This is a genomic window from Pedobacter zeaxanthinifaciens (assembly GCF_003313335.1).
GTDB lineage: Bacteria > Bacteroidota > Bacteroidia > Sphingobacteriales > Sphingobacteriaceae > Pedobacter > Pedobacter zeaxanthinifaciens.
This window is the reverse complement of record NZ_QMHP01000007.1, coordinates 31,142-47,617: the sequence shown is the minus strand read 5'-3', so window position 1 is coordinate 47,617 and position 16,476 is coordinate 31,142. Positions and strand designations below refer to the sequence as shown.

Below are 16,476 nucleotides of genomic sequence, written 5' to 3'. Positions count from 1 at the left end.
ATGGCAGAATTAGATACCTCCAGTAACGACGGGGGCAAAGGCAAGGTAAGGAGTAAAAAGCAGTCGACCAAAGTAGATTTAACTGCGATGGTGGATTTGGCTTTCCTTTTGATTACCTTCTTTATGTTAACCACGTCGTTATCAAAGCCACAGGCTATGGATATTGCAAAGCCTGATAAGGATCCAACGGATGAAAATAAATTAGAGCTTAGAGAATCACAGACGATGACCATTTTATTAGGCAAAAACGACAGAATTGCTTGGTATATGGGAGAAGCTGGAAAATCAGCTCCAACAATTGAAGGTTTCAATGATATTAGAGCCTCGTTGTTGAAGAATAAAAAAGACGTTAAAGACGCAACAGGTAGAGATATTGTTGTGATTGTTAAACCAACCGATGGTGCTACCTACAAGAACTTTGTAGACATCATGGATGAAATCAACATCACTAAAACCAATATCAGCGCACCTGCGGTTGATGACGATCCTAAGCATCTTTTGGATAGCGAAAAAGATTTTATGAAATCTAAAGGGATTTTATAGCGAGTTGATAACAAATAAAAAATTGAGCAATGTCTAAAATAGATTTATTTAATAAGGAATGGATTGACGTTGTATTTGCAAAGAAGAATAAAGCTTACGGTGCTTACGAGCTTCGTCAAACCAACGCTTCTAATACAACTAAATCGTTGTTTATTGCTTCGGCAATTTTCGTATTCCTTTTTCTGGCTCCAAGGCTTTATGCTTTAATTAAAGGATTGGTTCCTGAACCTCCTCCAGAAAAAGTTACCGAAGTAATTATGCAGCCACCTCCGCCAATTAACCCAGAGGTGCAAACTCCTCCACCGGTGGAACCACCACCACCAAAGCAGGATCAGGTGAAGTTCCCTCCACCAGTTGTTAAGCCAGACAACTTGGTACGTGATGAACAACCACCAACCGTTGAGGATTTGAAAAAAGCTGACCCAGGTCAGAAAACAATTGAAGGTGACCCAACTGCAGAGCCAGTACAAATTACGGCTGCGGGTGAAGGTCCAAAACAAGCAGTAGTAGTAGAAGATAATACAGTATACAACTTCGTAAGTATGGAGAACCCTCCAGCTTATCCAGGTGGTATCGAGAAATTCTACAGATTCCTTGGAGATAACATTAAATATCCACCAATGGCTGCTGAAAACAATATTCAAGGAAACGTATTCGTATCCTTCACTGTAGAAAAAGATGGATCGTTAACTGATATCAAAATTGATAGAAAATTAGGTTACGGTACAGATGAAGAAGCAGTACGTGTATTGAAGTTAAGCAAGCGTTGGAATCCGGGTATGCAAAATGGTAAACCGGTGCGTGTTAAATATAACATCCCAATTAAATTCAGCTTACAGCAATAGTTAAGCATGTTTAATTCAGATAATTCAGAACAGAAATCGCCTCAAAAGCGATTTCTGTTTATTTTAGGGGTCGCAATGATCGTCATCTTTTTCGCTTTGGCAATAGCTGTAGCTTTTTTTGGTGATCAAATGAATTTAGACTCAGAGAAGTTTCCTCAAAAATACCGTATCGCTTTTAGCGTGGTATTAATTGTTTATGCAGCCATTAGGTTTTTTAGAATAACAAGAGATAACAGATTATAATGAGAAAAGTATGGAGCTTAGCACTCGTTCTGGTTTTTGCTTTTACCTGTTTTTCATGTAGACGGAAAACAGATAAAGATAAGGTTAGTGAAACGCGTACTTCGGGTAATACAACAATACTAGTTGATGAAACCTATGCTCGTATTCTCGATGATCAAATCGAAGTGTTCAAATCCGACTATCCAGATGCTACCGTAAATGTAGTTGTTGGTAATGAGAATGAGATTTTGCCAAAATTTAGGGAAGGCAAAATAAAAATGCTTATCTTGTCGAGAATGTTAAAACCTGCCGAGGAATCTTTTTATAAGCAAAAGAATAGCCCAATTTATACGGACAGGTTTGCTATTGATGGTTTAGCATTAATAGTTAATAAAAACGTACCAGACTCTACAATTACTGTGGAGGAAGCCTACAATGTGATGCGTGGTACCTCAACTTCCGGTAAAAAGTTAGTTTTTGACAATGCCTACTCAAGTACCATCAGGTATTTTATTGATTCGGCTGGTATTAAGGAGTTGCCAAAACAAGGCGTTTATACGCTTAAGACTACCGATGATGTGATTAAATATGTAGCTGACAATAAAGGTTACATTGGCGTAATTGGGGTAAGCTGGTTGTTAAAAAATGTTAAAGGTTCATCGGCTTATTTATCAGAAGTTAAAACTTTAGCAGTTAAAAATTTACCTAATAAAAAGGGCGGAGATGCCTATTATCAGCCTACACAAAGTAATTTAATCAACGGCAAATATCCGTTTTTAAGAAATGTGTACGTAATAAATGCAGAAGGTACGAACGGTTTAGGCACGGGTTTTGCAAACTGGTTATTAAGTCAACGCGGACAATTAATAGTATTGAAGTCGGGTCTAGGACCTCACAAGATAACAGAAAGAGAACTTAACTTTAAAACTAACGACAAAAAATAGAATTTATCAACTTAGAGAAATAGAGGAAGCTGTAAATATGCAGTCGCAGTATTTCTTAAATTAACAAATGCAGACAATGAAAATGATTAAGAAGAACATAGCCTTGGCCACAGGCTTATTATTGATGGGTAGCACTGCCTCATTTGCTCAAAGTTTAGCCGATGCTAAAAAGGCAATAGATGCTGAACAATACCAAAAAGCAACATCTATGTTAAAAACTTTAGTGGCAAATCAACCTAAAGAAGGTGACAACTACTTTAACTTAGGAAAAGTTTATTTATTAACAGATGATATTGACTCGGCAAAAGCCGCTTTTACTAATGGTACTACAGCTGATGCTAAAAATGCTTTAAACTTTGTTGGTTTAGGCCAGGCAGATTTATTGCAAGGCAACGCCGCTAACGCAAAAACTAACTTTGATAAGGCGATTAGCATTAAAGGTAAAGACTACCAAACTTATTTAGCAATTGGTAGGGCTTACATTGATCAAAAAAATGTAGACTATGCACAAGCTTTGCCAAATTTGCAAAAAGCTGATGAGCTAGATTCAAAAGATAAAGATCCTGAAACTTTCTTGGCTTTAGCTGATTTTTATGCTTATCAAAGAAAAAATACGGAAGCCTATCCAATGTATTTAAGAGCGTTAGATATCAGTCCTAACTTATCAAGAGCTCACGTACAAATTGGTAAAATGTATAAAGATGCATTTGCATTCCCAGAGGCAGAAGCTGAGATCAAAAAAGTAATTGAAACAGATCCTAACTATGGTCCTGCTTACAGGGAGTTAGCTGAAGTTCAAATGCAGTGGTCTTTTGCTGATCCTAAAAATGGTCCGGCTAAAAAAGCGGAGGCATTACAAAACATGAGAAAATATCTAGACCTAACTGATAAGTCTTTTGATTCTCGTTTACGTTATGCACAGTTCTTGGTTTATGCTAGCGATTTTGAGACTTTAGAAAAAGAAGTAGCTACTTTAAATGCCCCAGATCCTAAAAATCCTAAAACTTTCGTAGTAACTAGGATGAGAGGTTATTCATCAATTGAGAATAAAAACTACGAGCAAGGCTTGAAATACATGAATGAGCTTTTCGGTAGAACTCAAGATGCTTCTCGTATTATCGGTTCGGATTACCTTTATTTAGGTAGAGCGCAACAAAATTTAGGTCAGGATAGCTTAGCCTATATTAATATTGCTAAAGCAGTTGAGTTAGATTCAACTAAAGTTGAAGAATTAGCAACTATTGGTAACAAGTATTATACAGCTAAAAACTTCGCTAAAGCTTCAGAAGTATATGAAAAAGTAGTTAAAGCGAATTCTAAAAACCCGAACATAGCAATGGCTTATTACTATTTAGGTGCGTCTAACTATTTTACTTGGGCCTATGCTAACCAAGCAGGAAATACCACTAACAAAGATATGCTGGTTAAAGCCGATACAGCTTTTTCTAAACTAACCAAGTTAGCTCCTGATTACGAAGTAGCATACCTTTACAGAGCTCGTGTTAACAAAAACCTTGATGATGCGGAAAACACTGGTAAATTAGCAGTGCCTTATTATGAGAAATACATTGAGCTAATTTTATCTAAAAGTAAAGAAGCGGCTTCTAAAACACAGTTAATTGAAGCATACAACTACTTGGGAGCTGTTTGGGCATCAACTGACAAGGAGAAAGCTAAAGAATATTTCAACAAAACTTTAGCACTAGATCCATCAAATGCATTAGCAACTGACAACTTGAAGTTTTTAGCAGGCGGTGGCGCAGCAGCTAAAAAAACTCCAATTAAGAAGTAATCTTTATAAGCTTATACCAAAGGCAGGATTTGTAATCCTGCCTTTTTATTTTAATTTTGCCAAAAATCATCATTGTTATGCAAGCACAAAGTACAGCGCAAGATTTTATCCCTATTATATTTCAGGTAATTGTTGCTTTAGGTTTTGTTGTGGTAACATTAGTAGCTACCCACTTTTTAGGCCCTAAAAGAAAAACTAACGATAAGCTTACTACCTTTGAATCTGGTATTAAAGTGATAGGTAACGCCCGTCAGCCATTTTCAATCAAGTATTTTTTAGTAGCAATTTTATTTGTACTGTTTGATGTTGAGGTAATTTTTATGTACCCTTGGGCAGTTAACTTTAGGGAGCTAGGTTGGAATGGCGTAATAGAGATGTTTATCTTTATGGGAACGCTATTACTAGGCTTTATTTATATCTTAAAAAAGAGAGCATTAGATTGGCATTAGAAAGTTAAAAGCTAATTATTTAGATTGTTTCTAAATGATGTTGTTAACCTCCAATTCCTACTAAATATTGTAAATTTGCTGCTTGTCCTAATTATATTTGGGCAAGCATTTTTGTTTATTAGCATGAGTGAAATCAAAATAGTTGAGGCGCCTCCAGGCATTGAAGGAAATGGTTTTTTTGCCACTTCTTTAGACAAAGCAATTGGTTTAGCCCGTTCACATTCATTGTGGCCGCTACCTTTTGCAACTTCTTGCTGTGGTATTGAGTTTATGGCTACCATGGGTTCGCATTATGATTTTGGCCGTTTCGGTTCAGAGAGGTTAAGCTTCTCGCCACGCCAGGCCGATGTTTTAATGGTAATGGGTACCATTGCCAAAAAAATGGGACCAGTGTTAAAACAGGTGTACCTTCAAATGGCAGAACCTCGTTGGGTAATGGCAGTTGGTGCATGCGCATCAAGCGGAGGTATTTTTGATACTTATTCGGTATTGCAAGGTATTGATGAAATCATCCCGGTGGACGTTTACGTTCCGGGTTGTCCACCAAGACCGGAAGCTATTTTAGACGGTTTCCAGCGCATACAGGATTTAGTGAAAAACGAATCGGGCAGAAGAAGACATTCCCCTGAGTACAAAGAATTGTTAGCGAGTTACGGAATACAATAATGGCTAGAGCAACAAATACAGAATTGATTGACCTGCTTGGAGAAAAATTTGGCGAGCAGCTTTTTGATGTTTCTGAGCCTTATGGCTTGTTAACCTTCTCCACCACTAAAGATAAAGTAATTGACGTGCTTTCTTTCCTTAAAGAAAACGGCCGTATCAACTTTAACTTTTTAACCGATATTACTGCGGTACATTATCCTGAAAAGGAGCATATTGCCGTTGTTTATCATTTGCATAGCATGGTAAGCGGTATTAGGGTTCGCGTTAAGGTTTTCCTAAATGAAAAAGATCCAAAAATTGCGAGTGCCACAGTGTTGTGGAACGGTGCAAATTGGATGGAAAGAGAAACCTATGATTTCTTTGGCGTGAAGTTCGAAGGACATCCAGATTTAAGAAGAATTTTAAATATGGACGACTTGGGCGTGCATCCTATGCTGAAACAATACCCATTGGAAGATCCAAACAGGGTAGATAAAAAAGACGAATTTTTTGGTAGATAGTTATGAGTTACAATCAACCAGTATATACAGATAACGATCCGCAAAGCGAACTGGTAACCCTAAACCTAGGGCCTACGCACCCAGCAACACACGGTGTTTTCCAAAACGTTTTGCAAATGGATGGCGAGCGTATCGTTAGTGGCGTTTCCACTATTGGCTACATCCACAGGGCTTTTGAAAAAATTGCAGAACATCGCCCGTTTTATCAAATTACCCCTTTAACAGATCGTTTAAATTACTGCTCATCGCCAATTAATAACATGGGTTGGCACATGACGGTAGAGAAACTTTTGAATATTCAAACTCCAAAAAGGGTAGATTATTTAAGGGTAATTATCATGGAGCTTTCTCGTATTGCGGATCATATCATCTGTAATACCATTATTGCTCAAGATACCGGCGCAACTACTACGTTTCTTTATCTTTTCCAATACAGAGAACATATTTACGAGATTTTCGAAGAAATTTGCGGAGCTCGTTTAACTACTAACATTGGTCGTATTGGTGGCTTGGAAAGAGATTTTAATGATGTCGCTTTTGCGAAAATCAATAAGTTTTTGAAAGAATTTCCAGTGGCCTTGCGTGAGTTTGAAGGCTTGCTAAACCGCAATAGAATTTTCATCGATCGTACCAAAGGTGTAGCAGAGGTAACAGCAGAAAATGCACTAAGCTACAGTTGGACGGGTCCATTGTTGCGTGCAACAGGTATCGACTACGATGTACGTATCAGTGAGCCATATTCTTCTTATCAAGATTTTGATTTCGAAATTCCGGTGGGTACCAGTGGCGATATCTTTGATAGGTATTTAGTGCGTAACGAGGAGATGTGGCAGAGCTTGCGCATTATTGAGCAGGCGATGGAAAAAATAAAATCGGAGCCTAAAGGTGTATTCCATGCCGATGTGCCTGATTTTTATCTGCCAGGAAAAGAACAAGTTTATAATAATATGGAAGCGCTAATCTATCACTTTAAAATTGTGATGGGCGAAATTGATGCGCCGAAAGCAGAAGTTTACCACGCTGTTGAAGGTGGAAACGGTGAGTTAGGTTTTTATTTAATTAACGATGGTGGCCGAAGCCCTTATCGTTTGCATTTTAGAAGACCTAGTTTCATCAATTACCAAATGTATGCTAAAATGAGCGAGGGGATGTTATTATCCGATGCCATTATCAACATGAGTAGTATGAACATTATTGCAGGAGAATTAGATGCTTAAAGTAGAAGAAACACAACCTGTAGAATTTTCATCAGCTTTGCTAGCTAAGTTTGATGAAGTTGTAAAACGCTATCCTGAAGGAAGACAAAAATCAGCGCTGCTGCCTTTACTGCATTTAGTACAAGAAGCATATGGTTGGACTAGCGTACCGGCAATGGATAAAGTTGCTGAATACCTCAATATCCAACCCATTGAAGTATACGAGGTAGCTAGTTTTTATACCATGTATTTTTTAGAGCCAAAAGGTAAATATGTTTTAGAGGTTTGCCGTACCGGACCATGTTGTTTGGTAGGCGCCGAAAAAATCATGAGCCATATTGAGCAAAAACTGGGTGTAAAAGAGGGCGAAGTAACTGCTGACGGACTTTTCAGTTGGAGAGGTGTAGAGTGTTTAGCTGCCTGTGGTTTTGGTCCGGTTTTACAAATTGGCCCAGAATATACGTTTTACGAAAATTTAACCGAGCAATCGGTAGATCAGTTAATAGACGATTTAAAAAATAAAGATTTGCGACAATAGATTTGAGTTTGAGATTGGACACCTAGTCTTACATCTCACATCTCATATCTCATATCTAACAAAATGGGACGTAAACTATTATTAGAACATATCAATGTGCCCGGTATCAATACGCTAGAGGTTTATCGCCAAAAAGGCGGTTACCGTGCGGTTGAGAAAGCATTGAAAACCTTAACTCCAGATGAAATTGTGGAGGAGGTTAAAAAATCTGGATTAAGAGGTCGTGGTGGAGCAGGTTTCCCTACCGGGATGAAATGGAGCTTTTTGGCAAAGCCAGAAGGTGTGCCCCGTTATTTGGTTTGCAATGCCGACGAATCTGAACCGGGGACTTTTAAGGACAGGTATTTAATGACACATATTCCTCATGCGTTAATTGAGGGGATGATTGTATCAAGCTTTGCCTTAGGTGCCAATACTTCTTATATTTATGTAAGAGGGGAGATGATGCCTCAAATTAGAATTCTGGAGCGTGCCATAGCTGAAGCTAAAGCTGCTGGATTTTTAGGTAAAAATATCCTCGGCACAGGTTATGATTTAGAACTTTATGTACAGCCAGGTGGCGGCGCTTATATCTGCGGCGAAGAAACTGCTTTGCTGGAATCTTTAGAAGGTAAAAGAGGAAATCCGCGTATTAAGCCACCATTCCCCGCAATTGCTGGTTTGTATGGCTGCCCAACGGTAGTAAACAATGTGGAGTCCATAGCTGCCGTTGTACCAATTGTAAATGATGGTGGTGATGAATATGCTAAAATTGGTATTGGTAGAAGTACAGGAACTAAATTGATATCAGCTTCGGGTAATTTGGTTAAGCCTGGCGTTTATGAAATAGAGTTAGGTTTACCGGTGGAAGAGTTCATTTATTCTGATGAATATTGTGGTGGTATTGCCAATGGTAAGCGACTTAAAGCAACTGTTGCAGGAGGTTCATCAGTACCAATTTTACCTGCTAATTTAACGTTAAGATATGCCAATGGCGAACCTCGTTTAATGAGTTACGAGTCATTATCGGAAGGTGGTTTTGCTACAGGAACCATGTTAGGTTCAGGTGGTTTCATCGCTTTTGATGAAGATCAATGTATTGTTCGCAACACTTGGAATTTTTCACGTTTCTATCACCACGAAAGTTGCGGTCAGTGCTCTCCATGTAGAGAAGGTACAGGTTGGTTGGAAAAAATCCTTCATAAAATTGAGTTTGGCCATGGCACCATGGATGATATCGATTTGTTGTGGGATGTACAGCGTAAAATTGAGGGTAACACCATTTGTCCGCTGGGCGATGCAGCTTCGTGGCCGGTGGCAAGTGCCATCAGGCATTTTAGAGATGAATTTGAATGGCATGTAAAAGAGCCAATGAAAAGCCAAAGCACTAATTATGGTTTAGCAAATTATGCTAATCCGATTGAGAAAGCTCCTGAAGAAGTTAAAAGTCAAAATTAAAAAGTAAAAATGTCTGAAGAAAAGACATACGATATCAAAAAGAGAGCTTATCATTTTTCGAAAGCAATCATTAACCTGATATCCAACGCAAAATTTGACAGACTATACTTTTCCATTGCTGACCAACTATTAAGAAGTGCGACTTCTGTAGGGGCTAACTTGGTAGAGGCTAAGGCAGGAAGTTCAAAGAAAGATTTTAGGAATTTTTATGCAATTGCATTAAAATCCGCAAATGAGACAAAATATTGGCTTTGCTTGATTAGAGATACTGAAGTCATTGAAATAGATAGAGAGATAATAAAAGGGTTATTGGTAGAGGTTGACGAAATTTCAAAAATTGTAGCCTCAATAATCATTAATTTAAATAAAGAATAGTTAGAAACCACTTAGGTTTTTAATTTTTAATTTTCACTTTTGACTTAAAGAATGAGTGATTTAGTTAAAGTAACCATTGATGGAATAACAGTAGAGGTAGAAAATGGTACTACCATTTTAAATGCTGCCCGCCAAATTGGGGGCGACATCGTACCTCCTGCTATGTGCTATTATTCCAAATTAAAAGGCAGTGGCGGTAAATGCCGAACCTGTATTGTGAAGGTGAGCAAGGGTTCTGAAAAAGACCCTCGACCAATGCCTAAATTGGTAGCATCTTGCCGTACAACAGTAATGGACGGTATGGAAGTGCAAAATATTACCTCGCCAGAGGTTTTAGAAGCACGTGCTGGCGTAGTAGAGATTTTGTTGATTAACCACCCGTTAGATTGTCCTGTTTGCGATCAGGCTGGTGAGTGCGATTTGCAAAACCTTGGATATGAGCACGGCTTGCAAAAAACCAGATACGAATTTGAACGCCGTACCTTCGATAGAATTGACATCGGCGATAAAATTCAATTACACATGAACCGTTGCATTTTGTGCTACCGTTGTGTGTTTACTGCCGATCAAATTACCAATAAACGTGTTCACGGGATCTTAAACCGCGGAGATCACTCAGAAATTTCTACGTATATCCAAACAGCGGTAGATAATGATTTTTCAGGAAACGTGATTGATGTTTGCCCTGTAGGTGCCTTGACCGACAGAACTTTCCGTTTCAAAAACCGTGTTTGGTTTACTAAGCCAATTGATGCACACAGAAATTGTACACACGAAAAATGTAATGGTAAGGTAACACTGTGGTACAAAGGCGAAGATGTGTTGCGTGTGACCGCCAGGAAAGATCAGTTTGGTGAGGTGGAAGAATTTATCTGTAACGAATGTCGTTTCGATAAAAAGAAAACTGCTGATTGGACTTTAGAGCATCCAACGCATATTCCTGATACTTCGGTAATCGCTTCAAACCATTACGAAACATTTAAACCGCTTCCAGTAATTAAAGAAAACTTGTCGTTACAAGAAGCAAATAAACGTGAACTAGAAAAAACTACTAAAATCTAATGGAAATCGATTTTGTTATAGAGAAGTTTATCCTAATTACAGCATTATTTGCCATTAGCTTACTCATTGCAATGTACTCTACTTATGCTGAGCGTAAAGTAGCTGCTTTTTTGCAAGATAGGCTGGGCCCTGATAGAGCTGGTCCCTTTGGTATTTTGCAGCCATTGGCCGATGGGGTAAAGATGTTCATGAAAGAAGAAATTGTACCTGCAAACGCTAATAAATGGCTGTTTATGGTAGGTCCTGGTTTAGCAATGCTCTGTGCTTGTATTGGTACAGCGGTTATTCCTTGGGGGCAAGATGTTCAAATTGCTGGTAAAACTGTAGCCTTGCAGGTAACTGATATCAATGTAGGTTTACTTTATATTTTCGGCGTAATTTCATTAGGTGTTTATGGCGTAATGATTGGTGGCTGGGCATCAAACAACAAATATTCGTTATTAAGTGCTATCCGTGCTGCATCGCAAAATATCAGTTACGAAATTGCAATGGGCCTTTCCATTATTGCTTTGCTTTTGGTAACCAATACGCTTAGCTTAAAAGAGATTGTATCTCAGCAACATGGTTTTTGGGCTGATGGATGGTTCACATGGAACTTCTTTAAGCAACCATTAGGCTTCCTTATTTTTATGGTTTGTGCCTTTGCTGAAACTAACCGTGCACCTTTTGATTTACCTGAATGTGAGGCCGAGTTAAATGGTGGATATCACATGGAGTACTCTTCAATGAAATTAGGATTTTACCTATTTGCTGAGTACATCAACATGTTTGTTTCTTCAACGGTAATGGCAGCACTATACTTTGGAGGCTATAACTATCCAGGTATGGATTACATTGCGGCGCATTGGGGTCCAACTTGGGCACCATTATTTGGGTCTTTTATCTTCTTCATGAAAATATTTGCATTTATCTTCTTTTTCATGTGGGTACGTTGGACTATCCCTCGTTTCCGTTATGATCAGTTGATGGGCTTAGGTTGGAAAGGTTTAATCCCTCTTGCCATCGCAAATATTGTAATTACAGGAATTGTTATTGCTATAGTAAATAATTTTTAGAGCGACATGGAATCATTAAGCAATAAGAAAAAAGTATTAGTACCAAAACCCTTGAGCTTGGCAGAGCGCATGTATTTGCCAGCAATTGCAAGTGGTTTAAAAACTACTATCAGCCACTTTTTAAAGAAGCCAGCTACCGTTAAATATCCAGAGCAGGAACGTGAATTTTCGATTAACTGGAGAGGTATGCACTCCCTAAAAAGAGACGAGCAGGGTAGAGAACGCTGTACCGCTTGTGGTCTTTGTGCGTTATCATGCCCAGCAGAAGCAATTACCATGATTGCCGCTGAGCGTAAAAACGATGAGAAACACCTTTATCGTGAGGAGAAATATGCATCGGTTTATGAAATTAACATGTTGCGCTGTATTTTCTGCGGGTTATGTGAAGAGGCTTGTCCTAAGGAGGCCATTTATTTAGATGGACCAATTGTGCCGGCAGATTACCTGCGTAAAGATTTCATTTACGGTAAAGATAAATTGGTAGAAGCTCCACTAGAGAAATAAGCCTTTCCGTCATTGCGAGGAACGAAGCAATCCTAACAATGATAGAGTAAAACAAATAAGATTGCTTCGTGCCTCGCAATGACGGTAAAATTGAAACAAAACTAAATAAAAATTAATGGGTACATCAGTATTCTATTTCGTAGCAACACTAAGCGTAATATTTGCGCTGATGGTGGTTTTTGCAAAAAATCCAATCCATAGTGTGCTATACTTAATCTTAACGTTCTTTACGTTTACGGTTCATTATGTATTGCTAAACGCACAATTTTTAGCAGTAGTTAATTTTATTGTTTACATGGGAGCCATTATGGTACTTTTCCTATTTGTACTCATGTTATTAAATCTCAATAAAGAAAATGAGCCCAATAAATCGGCTTTGCTTAAAATTATAGGCATAGTAGCTGGTGGATGCTTGGTAGTTACTTTAATTGGTTCTTTGAAATCGGTGGCAATTACAAGTCCGCTAGTATTAAAAAATCCAAGTTTGGGATTGGTAGAGAACCTTGGTAAAGAGCTTTTTGGGCCGTTCATGTTACCTTTTGAGCTGTCTTCATTATTGCTGTTAAGTGCAATGGTGGGTGCGGTACTATTAACCAAAAAGGAGGAAAAAGCAAATGGGTAGTTTATTTGAAAATATGCAGTCGGTACCATTAAACCATTACATTTGGTTTTGTGCCATTATTTTTACCATTGGCGTTGTTGGTGTACTAACACGAAGAAATGCCATCGTAATTTTCATGTCGGTTGAGTTGATGCTAAATGCGGTTAACTTGCTTTTGGCAGCATTTTCGGTACATCACAATGATCCATCTGGACAAGTATTCGTGTTCTTCATCATGGCCTTGGCCGCTGCTGAAGTTGCAGTTGGTTTAAGTATCATCGTTATGGTATATCGCAACACACAATCAATAGATATTAATGTATTAAATCGCCTTAAGTGGTAATTCTAATAAAATAAAATGATTACAAGTTTACTTTGGTTAATTCCAGTTCTTCCGCTTTTAGGCTTTGTGATAAACGGCTTAGGTCGCAATACATTGAGCAAAGGAGTAGTTGGCGTAATTGGCAGTGGGGTGGTTTTAGCTTCATTTATTCTTAGCGTTTGTTTTTTCATGGAGCTTAGCTCAAGCGCCGAAAAACAATTTACCGTTAACTTATTCGATTGGATTAGTGTAGGCAACTTACATATTCCATTATCCTTTCTATATGATCCTTTGAGTGCAATGATGTTGTTGATCATCACTGGCATTGGATTTTTGATCCACGTTTATTCAAGCGCATACATGCATGAGGATGCTGGTTTCGGAAAGTTTTTCGCTTACTTAAACCTATTTATCTTCTTTATGTTGATTTTGGTTTTAGGATCAAACTACATCGTAATGTTTATCGGATGGGAAGGCGTAGGTTTATGTTCATACCTTTTAATCGGTTTTTGGTTTACCAACAGCAGTTATGCAAGTGCCGCTAAAAAAGCATTTGTAATGAACCGCATTGGCGATTTAGGCTTCCTCTTAGGTGTGTTTTTAATGTTCCAGGTTTTTGGAAGTTTAGAGTTTGCCAAAGTATTTCCTCAAGCAGCTAACATGTTGCCCGGAAACGAAACCATTACAGTAATTGCGATATTGTTGTTTATAGGGGCTTGTGGTAAATCTGCACAGTTGCCTTTATTTACTTGGTTGCCAGATGCGATGGCTGGACCAACACCAGTTTCAGCGTTAATTCACGCAGCTACCATGGTAACCGCTGGTATTTACATGATTGCCCGTTCAAGCGTTGTGTTTGATTTAGCACCAATTGCACAAAATATCATTGCCATTATTGGAGCAGCAACGGCGTTAATTGCGGCGTTAATTGCATTAACTCAAACTGATATCAAGAAAGTGTTAGCTTACTCTACCGTATCTCAGCTTGGTTATATGTTCTTGGGTTTGGGAGTTGGTGCATACACAGGCTCATTCTTCCATGTATTAACTCACGCTTTTTTCAAAGCTTTGTTATTCTTAGGAGCTGGAGCAGTAATTCACTCGTTACATCATGAGCAGGATATGCGCCACATGGGTGGATTGAAATCTAAATTGAAAACTACTTTCGCTACGATGATGGTAGGAACAATTGCAATTGCAGGTATACCGCCATTTTCTGGTTTCTTTTCTAAAGATGAAATTTTAGCCCATACGTATCAATACAGTCCAGTGCTGTGGGGTGTTGGCGTGCTAACCGCATTTTTAACTGCTTTTTATATGTTCCGTATGATGTTTTTAACTTTTTACGGAAAATTCAGAGGTTCGCATCATGTAGAAGAGCACATCCACGAGTCGCCAAAAGCAATGACACTTCCATTAGTAGTATTGGCTATTTTAGCGGCCCTTGGAGGTTTGTTAAATATCCCTCACGTATTTGGTGGAAACGAGTGGTTAGCACATTGGTTAACTGGTGCAAAGGTGACCCAAAATCATTTGGAGCTGAGCCATAGTACTGAATTTACTTTGATGGGCGTTTCGGTTTTAGCGGCAGTTGTTGCCATCCTTTTAGCTTATAGCAAATATGTTAAAAAGGCCGAAGTACCTGTAGCGGACGAAGCTCCTCGAACTGCTTTAGAAAAATTATCTTATCACAAGTTTTATTTAGATGAGATTTACGATACTATCATTAGAAAACCTCTAGACGCATTTTCTACCTTCTTTTATAAAATCATTGATAACAAAGTGATTGATGGGTTGGTGAATGGTTTAGGTTGGACGGCTAACGAAGGAAGCAAAAGCTTGCGTTTGTTACAGTCGGGAAATGTTGGTTATTACATCATTATGATGGTTGTTGGTGTGGTAGCTTTAATGCTTTACACTTATTTGTCTATCGCTTAAAATTAGTTCAAATCTTATAAATGGAACTTTTAATACTCATATTTCTACCTTTAGTTGGTGCAATAGCCACGGCTTTATTTGCTAAGCAAAACACAGCAAAGGTAGCTGCTTTAATTTTTTCAATCTTCTCATTGGCGGTAGCCCTTGGTTTGTTGTTTAAATTTATTCCAGATGCAAGCACACAGTTTGAAACCAATTTCACTTGGATACAACAGCTAGGGATTAATTTCCACGTTGGTTTGGATGGGATTAGCTTGGTTACGGTGTTATTAACTAACGTATTAACCCCAATTATCATTTTAGCTAGCTTTAAAAACGAATATAAAAATGCCAATGCTTTCTACGCACTGATTTTATTCATGCAAAGTGGCTTACTTTTAGTATTTACTGCGCTGGATGCTTTCTTGTTTTACATTGGCTGGGAGGCTGCTTTAATCCCGATTTATTTCATTTGTGCTACTTGGGGCGGTAAAGATCGCATCAAGGTTAACATGAAGTTTTTCGTATATACCATTGCGGGTTCTTTATTCATGCTTTTAGGAATTATCTATTTGTATCTTCAAAATCCGGCTAATAATTTTGAAATAGCTGAGTTTTACAAATTGCAATTGGATGCTACCCAACAAGGATGGATTTTCTGGGCCTTCTTTATTGCGTTCGCGATTAAAATGCCAATTTTTCCATTTCATACTTGGCAGCCGGATACGTATACAACTGCACCAACACCTGGTACTATGTTGTTATCAGGAATTATGCTAAAAATGGGTATTTATGGTGTAATTAGATGGTTACTGCCAGTAGTACCTCACGGTGTTCAAGATTGGACCGGAGTGGTAATGGCTTTAGCGGTTATTGGTATAGTATATGCGGCTATTATTGCCTTTAAGCAAAAAGATGCTAAGCGATTGGTAGCCTATTCATCAATCAGTCACGTTGGACTAATTGCAGCAGGTATTTTTACCATTAGCCAGCAGGGTTTGCAGGGCAGTATGATCCAGATGCTAAGTCACGGTATTAACGTAGTGGGATTATTCTTCGTATTGGATATCATTAAATCTCGCTTAGAAACTAATAAAGTTGATGAGTTGGGCGGTTTAGCAAAAGTGGCACCGCAATTAGCAATTACTTTCTTAATCGTCCTTTTAGGAACGGTAGCTTTACCAGGTACCAATGGCTTTATTGGTGAATTTTTATTGTTAATGAGCGTGTACAACTATAGCGCATGGTTAGGAGCCGTAGCTGGTTTAACCATTATTTTTGGTGCGGTGTACATGTTGAGAAGCTATCAAAAAATAATGCTTGGCGAAACAAATGCCTTAACTGCAAGCTTTAAAGACATCGCAGGAACCGAGAAAATAGTGCTTTATACCATTTGTGCACTTATCATCATCATTGGCGTGTATCCTAAGCCATTATTGCAATTATCAGAGGCATCGGTACAACACTTATTGGAACAGATTAATCATAAATTAACAGGGATTAACTAA

At 38.4% G+C, this 16,476-nt stretch carries 19 protein-coding genes; all 19 read left to right on the top strand.

The genetic code is table 11. From position 1 onward, the window contains the following. The 19 genes from DUT68_RS12205 (at position 1) to DUT68_RS12115 (ending at position 16,476) form a co-directional block, all read left to right on the top strand. On the top strand, positions 1 to 543 hold the full coding sequence (locus tag DUT68_RS12205; protein ID WP_113638489.1) for an ExbD/TolR family protein: 543 nt from the start codon (positions 1 to 3) through the stop codon (positions 541 to 543). A 29-nt stretch (positions 544 to 572) separates the two neighbouring features. Next, on the top strand, positions 573 to 1,388 hold the full coding sequence (locus DUT68_RS12200) for an energy transducer TonB (protein WP_113638488.1): 816 nt from the start codon (positions 573 to 575) through the stop codon (positions 1,386 to 1,388). A gap of 6 nt (positions 1,389 to 1,394) precedes the next feature. Then, positions 1,395 to 1,631, top strand: coding sequence for a hypothetical protein (locus DUT68_RS12195; protein WP_113638487.1), 237 nt, complete (start codon positions 1,395 to 1,397; stop codon positions 1,629 to 1,631). Then, on the top strand, positions 1,631 to 2,554 hold the full coding sequence (locus tag DUT68_RS12190; protein WP_113638486.1) for a PstS family phosphate ABC transporter substrate-binding protein: 924 nt from the start codon (positions 1,631 to 1,633) through the stop codon (positions 2,552 to 2,554). The genes DUT68_RS12195 and DUT68_RS12190 overlap by 1 nt, the downstream gene beginning before the upstream one ends. Positions 2,555 to 2,621: 67 nt before the next feature. Next, on the top strand, positions 2,622 to 4,346 hold the full coding sequence (locus tag DUT68_RS12185) for a tetratricopeptide repeat protein (RefSeq protein ID WP_237088329.1): 1,725 nt from the start codon (positions 2,622 to 2,624) through the stop codon (positions 4,344 to 4,346). A 77-nt stretch (positions 4,347 to 4,423) separates the two neighbouring features. Next, entirely contained in the window at positions 4,424 to 4,795 is a 372-nt protein-coding gene (locus DUT68_RS12180) for an NADH-quinone oxidoreductase subunit A (protein ID WP_113638484.1), read from the top strand. A 123-nt stretch (positions 4,796 to 4,918) separates the two neighbouring features. Beyond that, positions 4,919 to 5,461, top strand: coding sequence for an NADH-quinone oxidoreductase subunit B (locus DUT68_RS12175; protein WP_097133603.1), 543 nt, complete (start codon positions 4,919 to 4,921; stop codon positions 5,459 to 5,461). Beyond that, positions 5,461 to 5,961: an NADH-quinone oxidoreductase subunit C gene (locus DUT68_RS12170; RefSeq protein WP_113638483.1), complete on the top strand. Its 501-nt coding sequence runs from the start codon at positions 5,461 to 5,463 to the stop codon at positions 5,959 to 5,961. Before DUT68_RS12175 ends, DUT68_RS12170 begins: the two co-directional genes overlap by 1 nt. Positions 5,962 to 5,963: 2 nt before the next feature. Further along, entirely contained in the window at positions 5,964 to 7,178 is a 1,215-nt protein-coding gene (locus DUT68_RS12165; protein ID WP_113638482.1) for an NADH-quinone oxidoreductase subunit D, read from the top strand. Then, entirely contained in the window at positions 7,171 to 7,695 is a 525-nt protein-coding gene (locus DUT68_RS12160) for an NADH-quinone oxidoreductase subunit NuoE family protein (RefSeq protein WP_113638481.1), read from the top strand. The genes DUT68_RS12165 and DUT68_RS12160 overlap by 8 nt, the downstream gene beginning before the upstream one ends. 63 nt (positions 7,696 to 7,758) lie before the next feature. Continuing rightward, positions 7,759 to 9,132: an NADH-quinone oxidoreductase subunit NuoF gene (nuoF, locus tag DUT68_RS12155; RefSeq protein WP_113638480.1), complete on the top strand. Its 1,374-nt coding sequence runs from the start codon at positions 7,759 to 7,761 to the stop codon at positions 9,130 to 9,132. A 9-nt stretch (positions 9,133 to 9,141) separates the two neighbouring features. After that, a complete protein-coding gene (locus DUT68_RS12150; RefSeq protein ID WP_113638479.1) occupies positions 9,142 to 9,507 on the top strand; it encodes a four helix bundle protein in 366 nt (121 codons plus the stop codon). A gap of 51 nt (positions 9,508 to 9,558) precedes the next feature. Beyond that, a complete protein-coding gene (locus DUT68_RS12145; protein WP_113638478.1) occupies positions 9,559 to 10,569 on the top strand; it encodes an NADH-quinone oxidoreductase subunit G in 1,011 nt (336 codons plus the stop codon). Continuing rightward, positions 10,569 to 11,624 carry an NADH-quinone oxidoreductase subunit NuoH gene (gene nuoH / locus DUT68_RS12140; protein WP_113638477.1) on the top strand — a complete coding sequence of 352 codons (1,056 nt, stop codon included), beginning with the start codon at positions 10,569 to 10,571 and terminating at the stop codon, positions 11,622 to 11,624. Before DUT68_RS12145 ends, nuoH begins: the two co-directional genes overlap by 1 nt. 6 nt (positions 11,625 to 11,630) lie before the next feature. Beyond that, positions 11,631 to 12,128 (top strand): NuoI/complex I 23 kDa subunit family protein, encoded by a 498-nt coding sequence (locus tag DUT68_RS12135; protein ID WP_113638476.1) that lies wholly within the window; start codon positions 11,631 to 11,633, stop codon positions 12,126 to 12,128. A gap of 115 nt (positions 12,129 to 12,243) precedes the next feature. Continuing rightward, positions 12,244 to 12,750, top strand: coding sequence for an NADH-quinone oxidoreductase subunit J family protein (locus DUT68_RS12130; protein WP_113638475.1), 507 nt, complete (start codon positions 12,244 to 12,246; stop codon positions 12,748 to 12,750). Continuing rightward, positions 12,743 to 13,072, top strand: a complete 330-nt coding sequence (nuoK, locus tag DUT68_RS12125; protein WP_113638474.1) for an NADH-quinone oxidoreductase subunit NuoK — start codon at positions 12,743 to 12,745, stop codon at positions 13,070 to 13,072. The genes DUT68_RS12130 and nuoK overlap by 8 nt, the downstream gene beginning before the upstream one ends. Before the next feature lie 18 nt (positions 13,073 to 13,090). Continuing rightward, the gene (gene nuoL, locus DUT68_RS12120) at positions 13,091 to 14,989 is read left to right on the top strand and encodes an NADH-quinone oxidoreductase subunit L (protein WP_113638614.1); all 1,899 of its coding nucleotides are present in this window, start codon (positions 13,091 to 13,093) and stop codon (positions 14,987 to 14,989) included. 20 nt (positions 14,990 to 15,009) lie between these two features. Further along, on the top strand, positions 15,010 to 16,476 hold the full coding sequence (locus tag DUT68_RS12115) for a complex I subunit 4 family protein (RefSeq protein WP_113638473.1): 1,467 nt from the start codon (positions 15,010 to 15,012) through the stop codon (positions 16,474 to 16,476).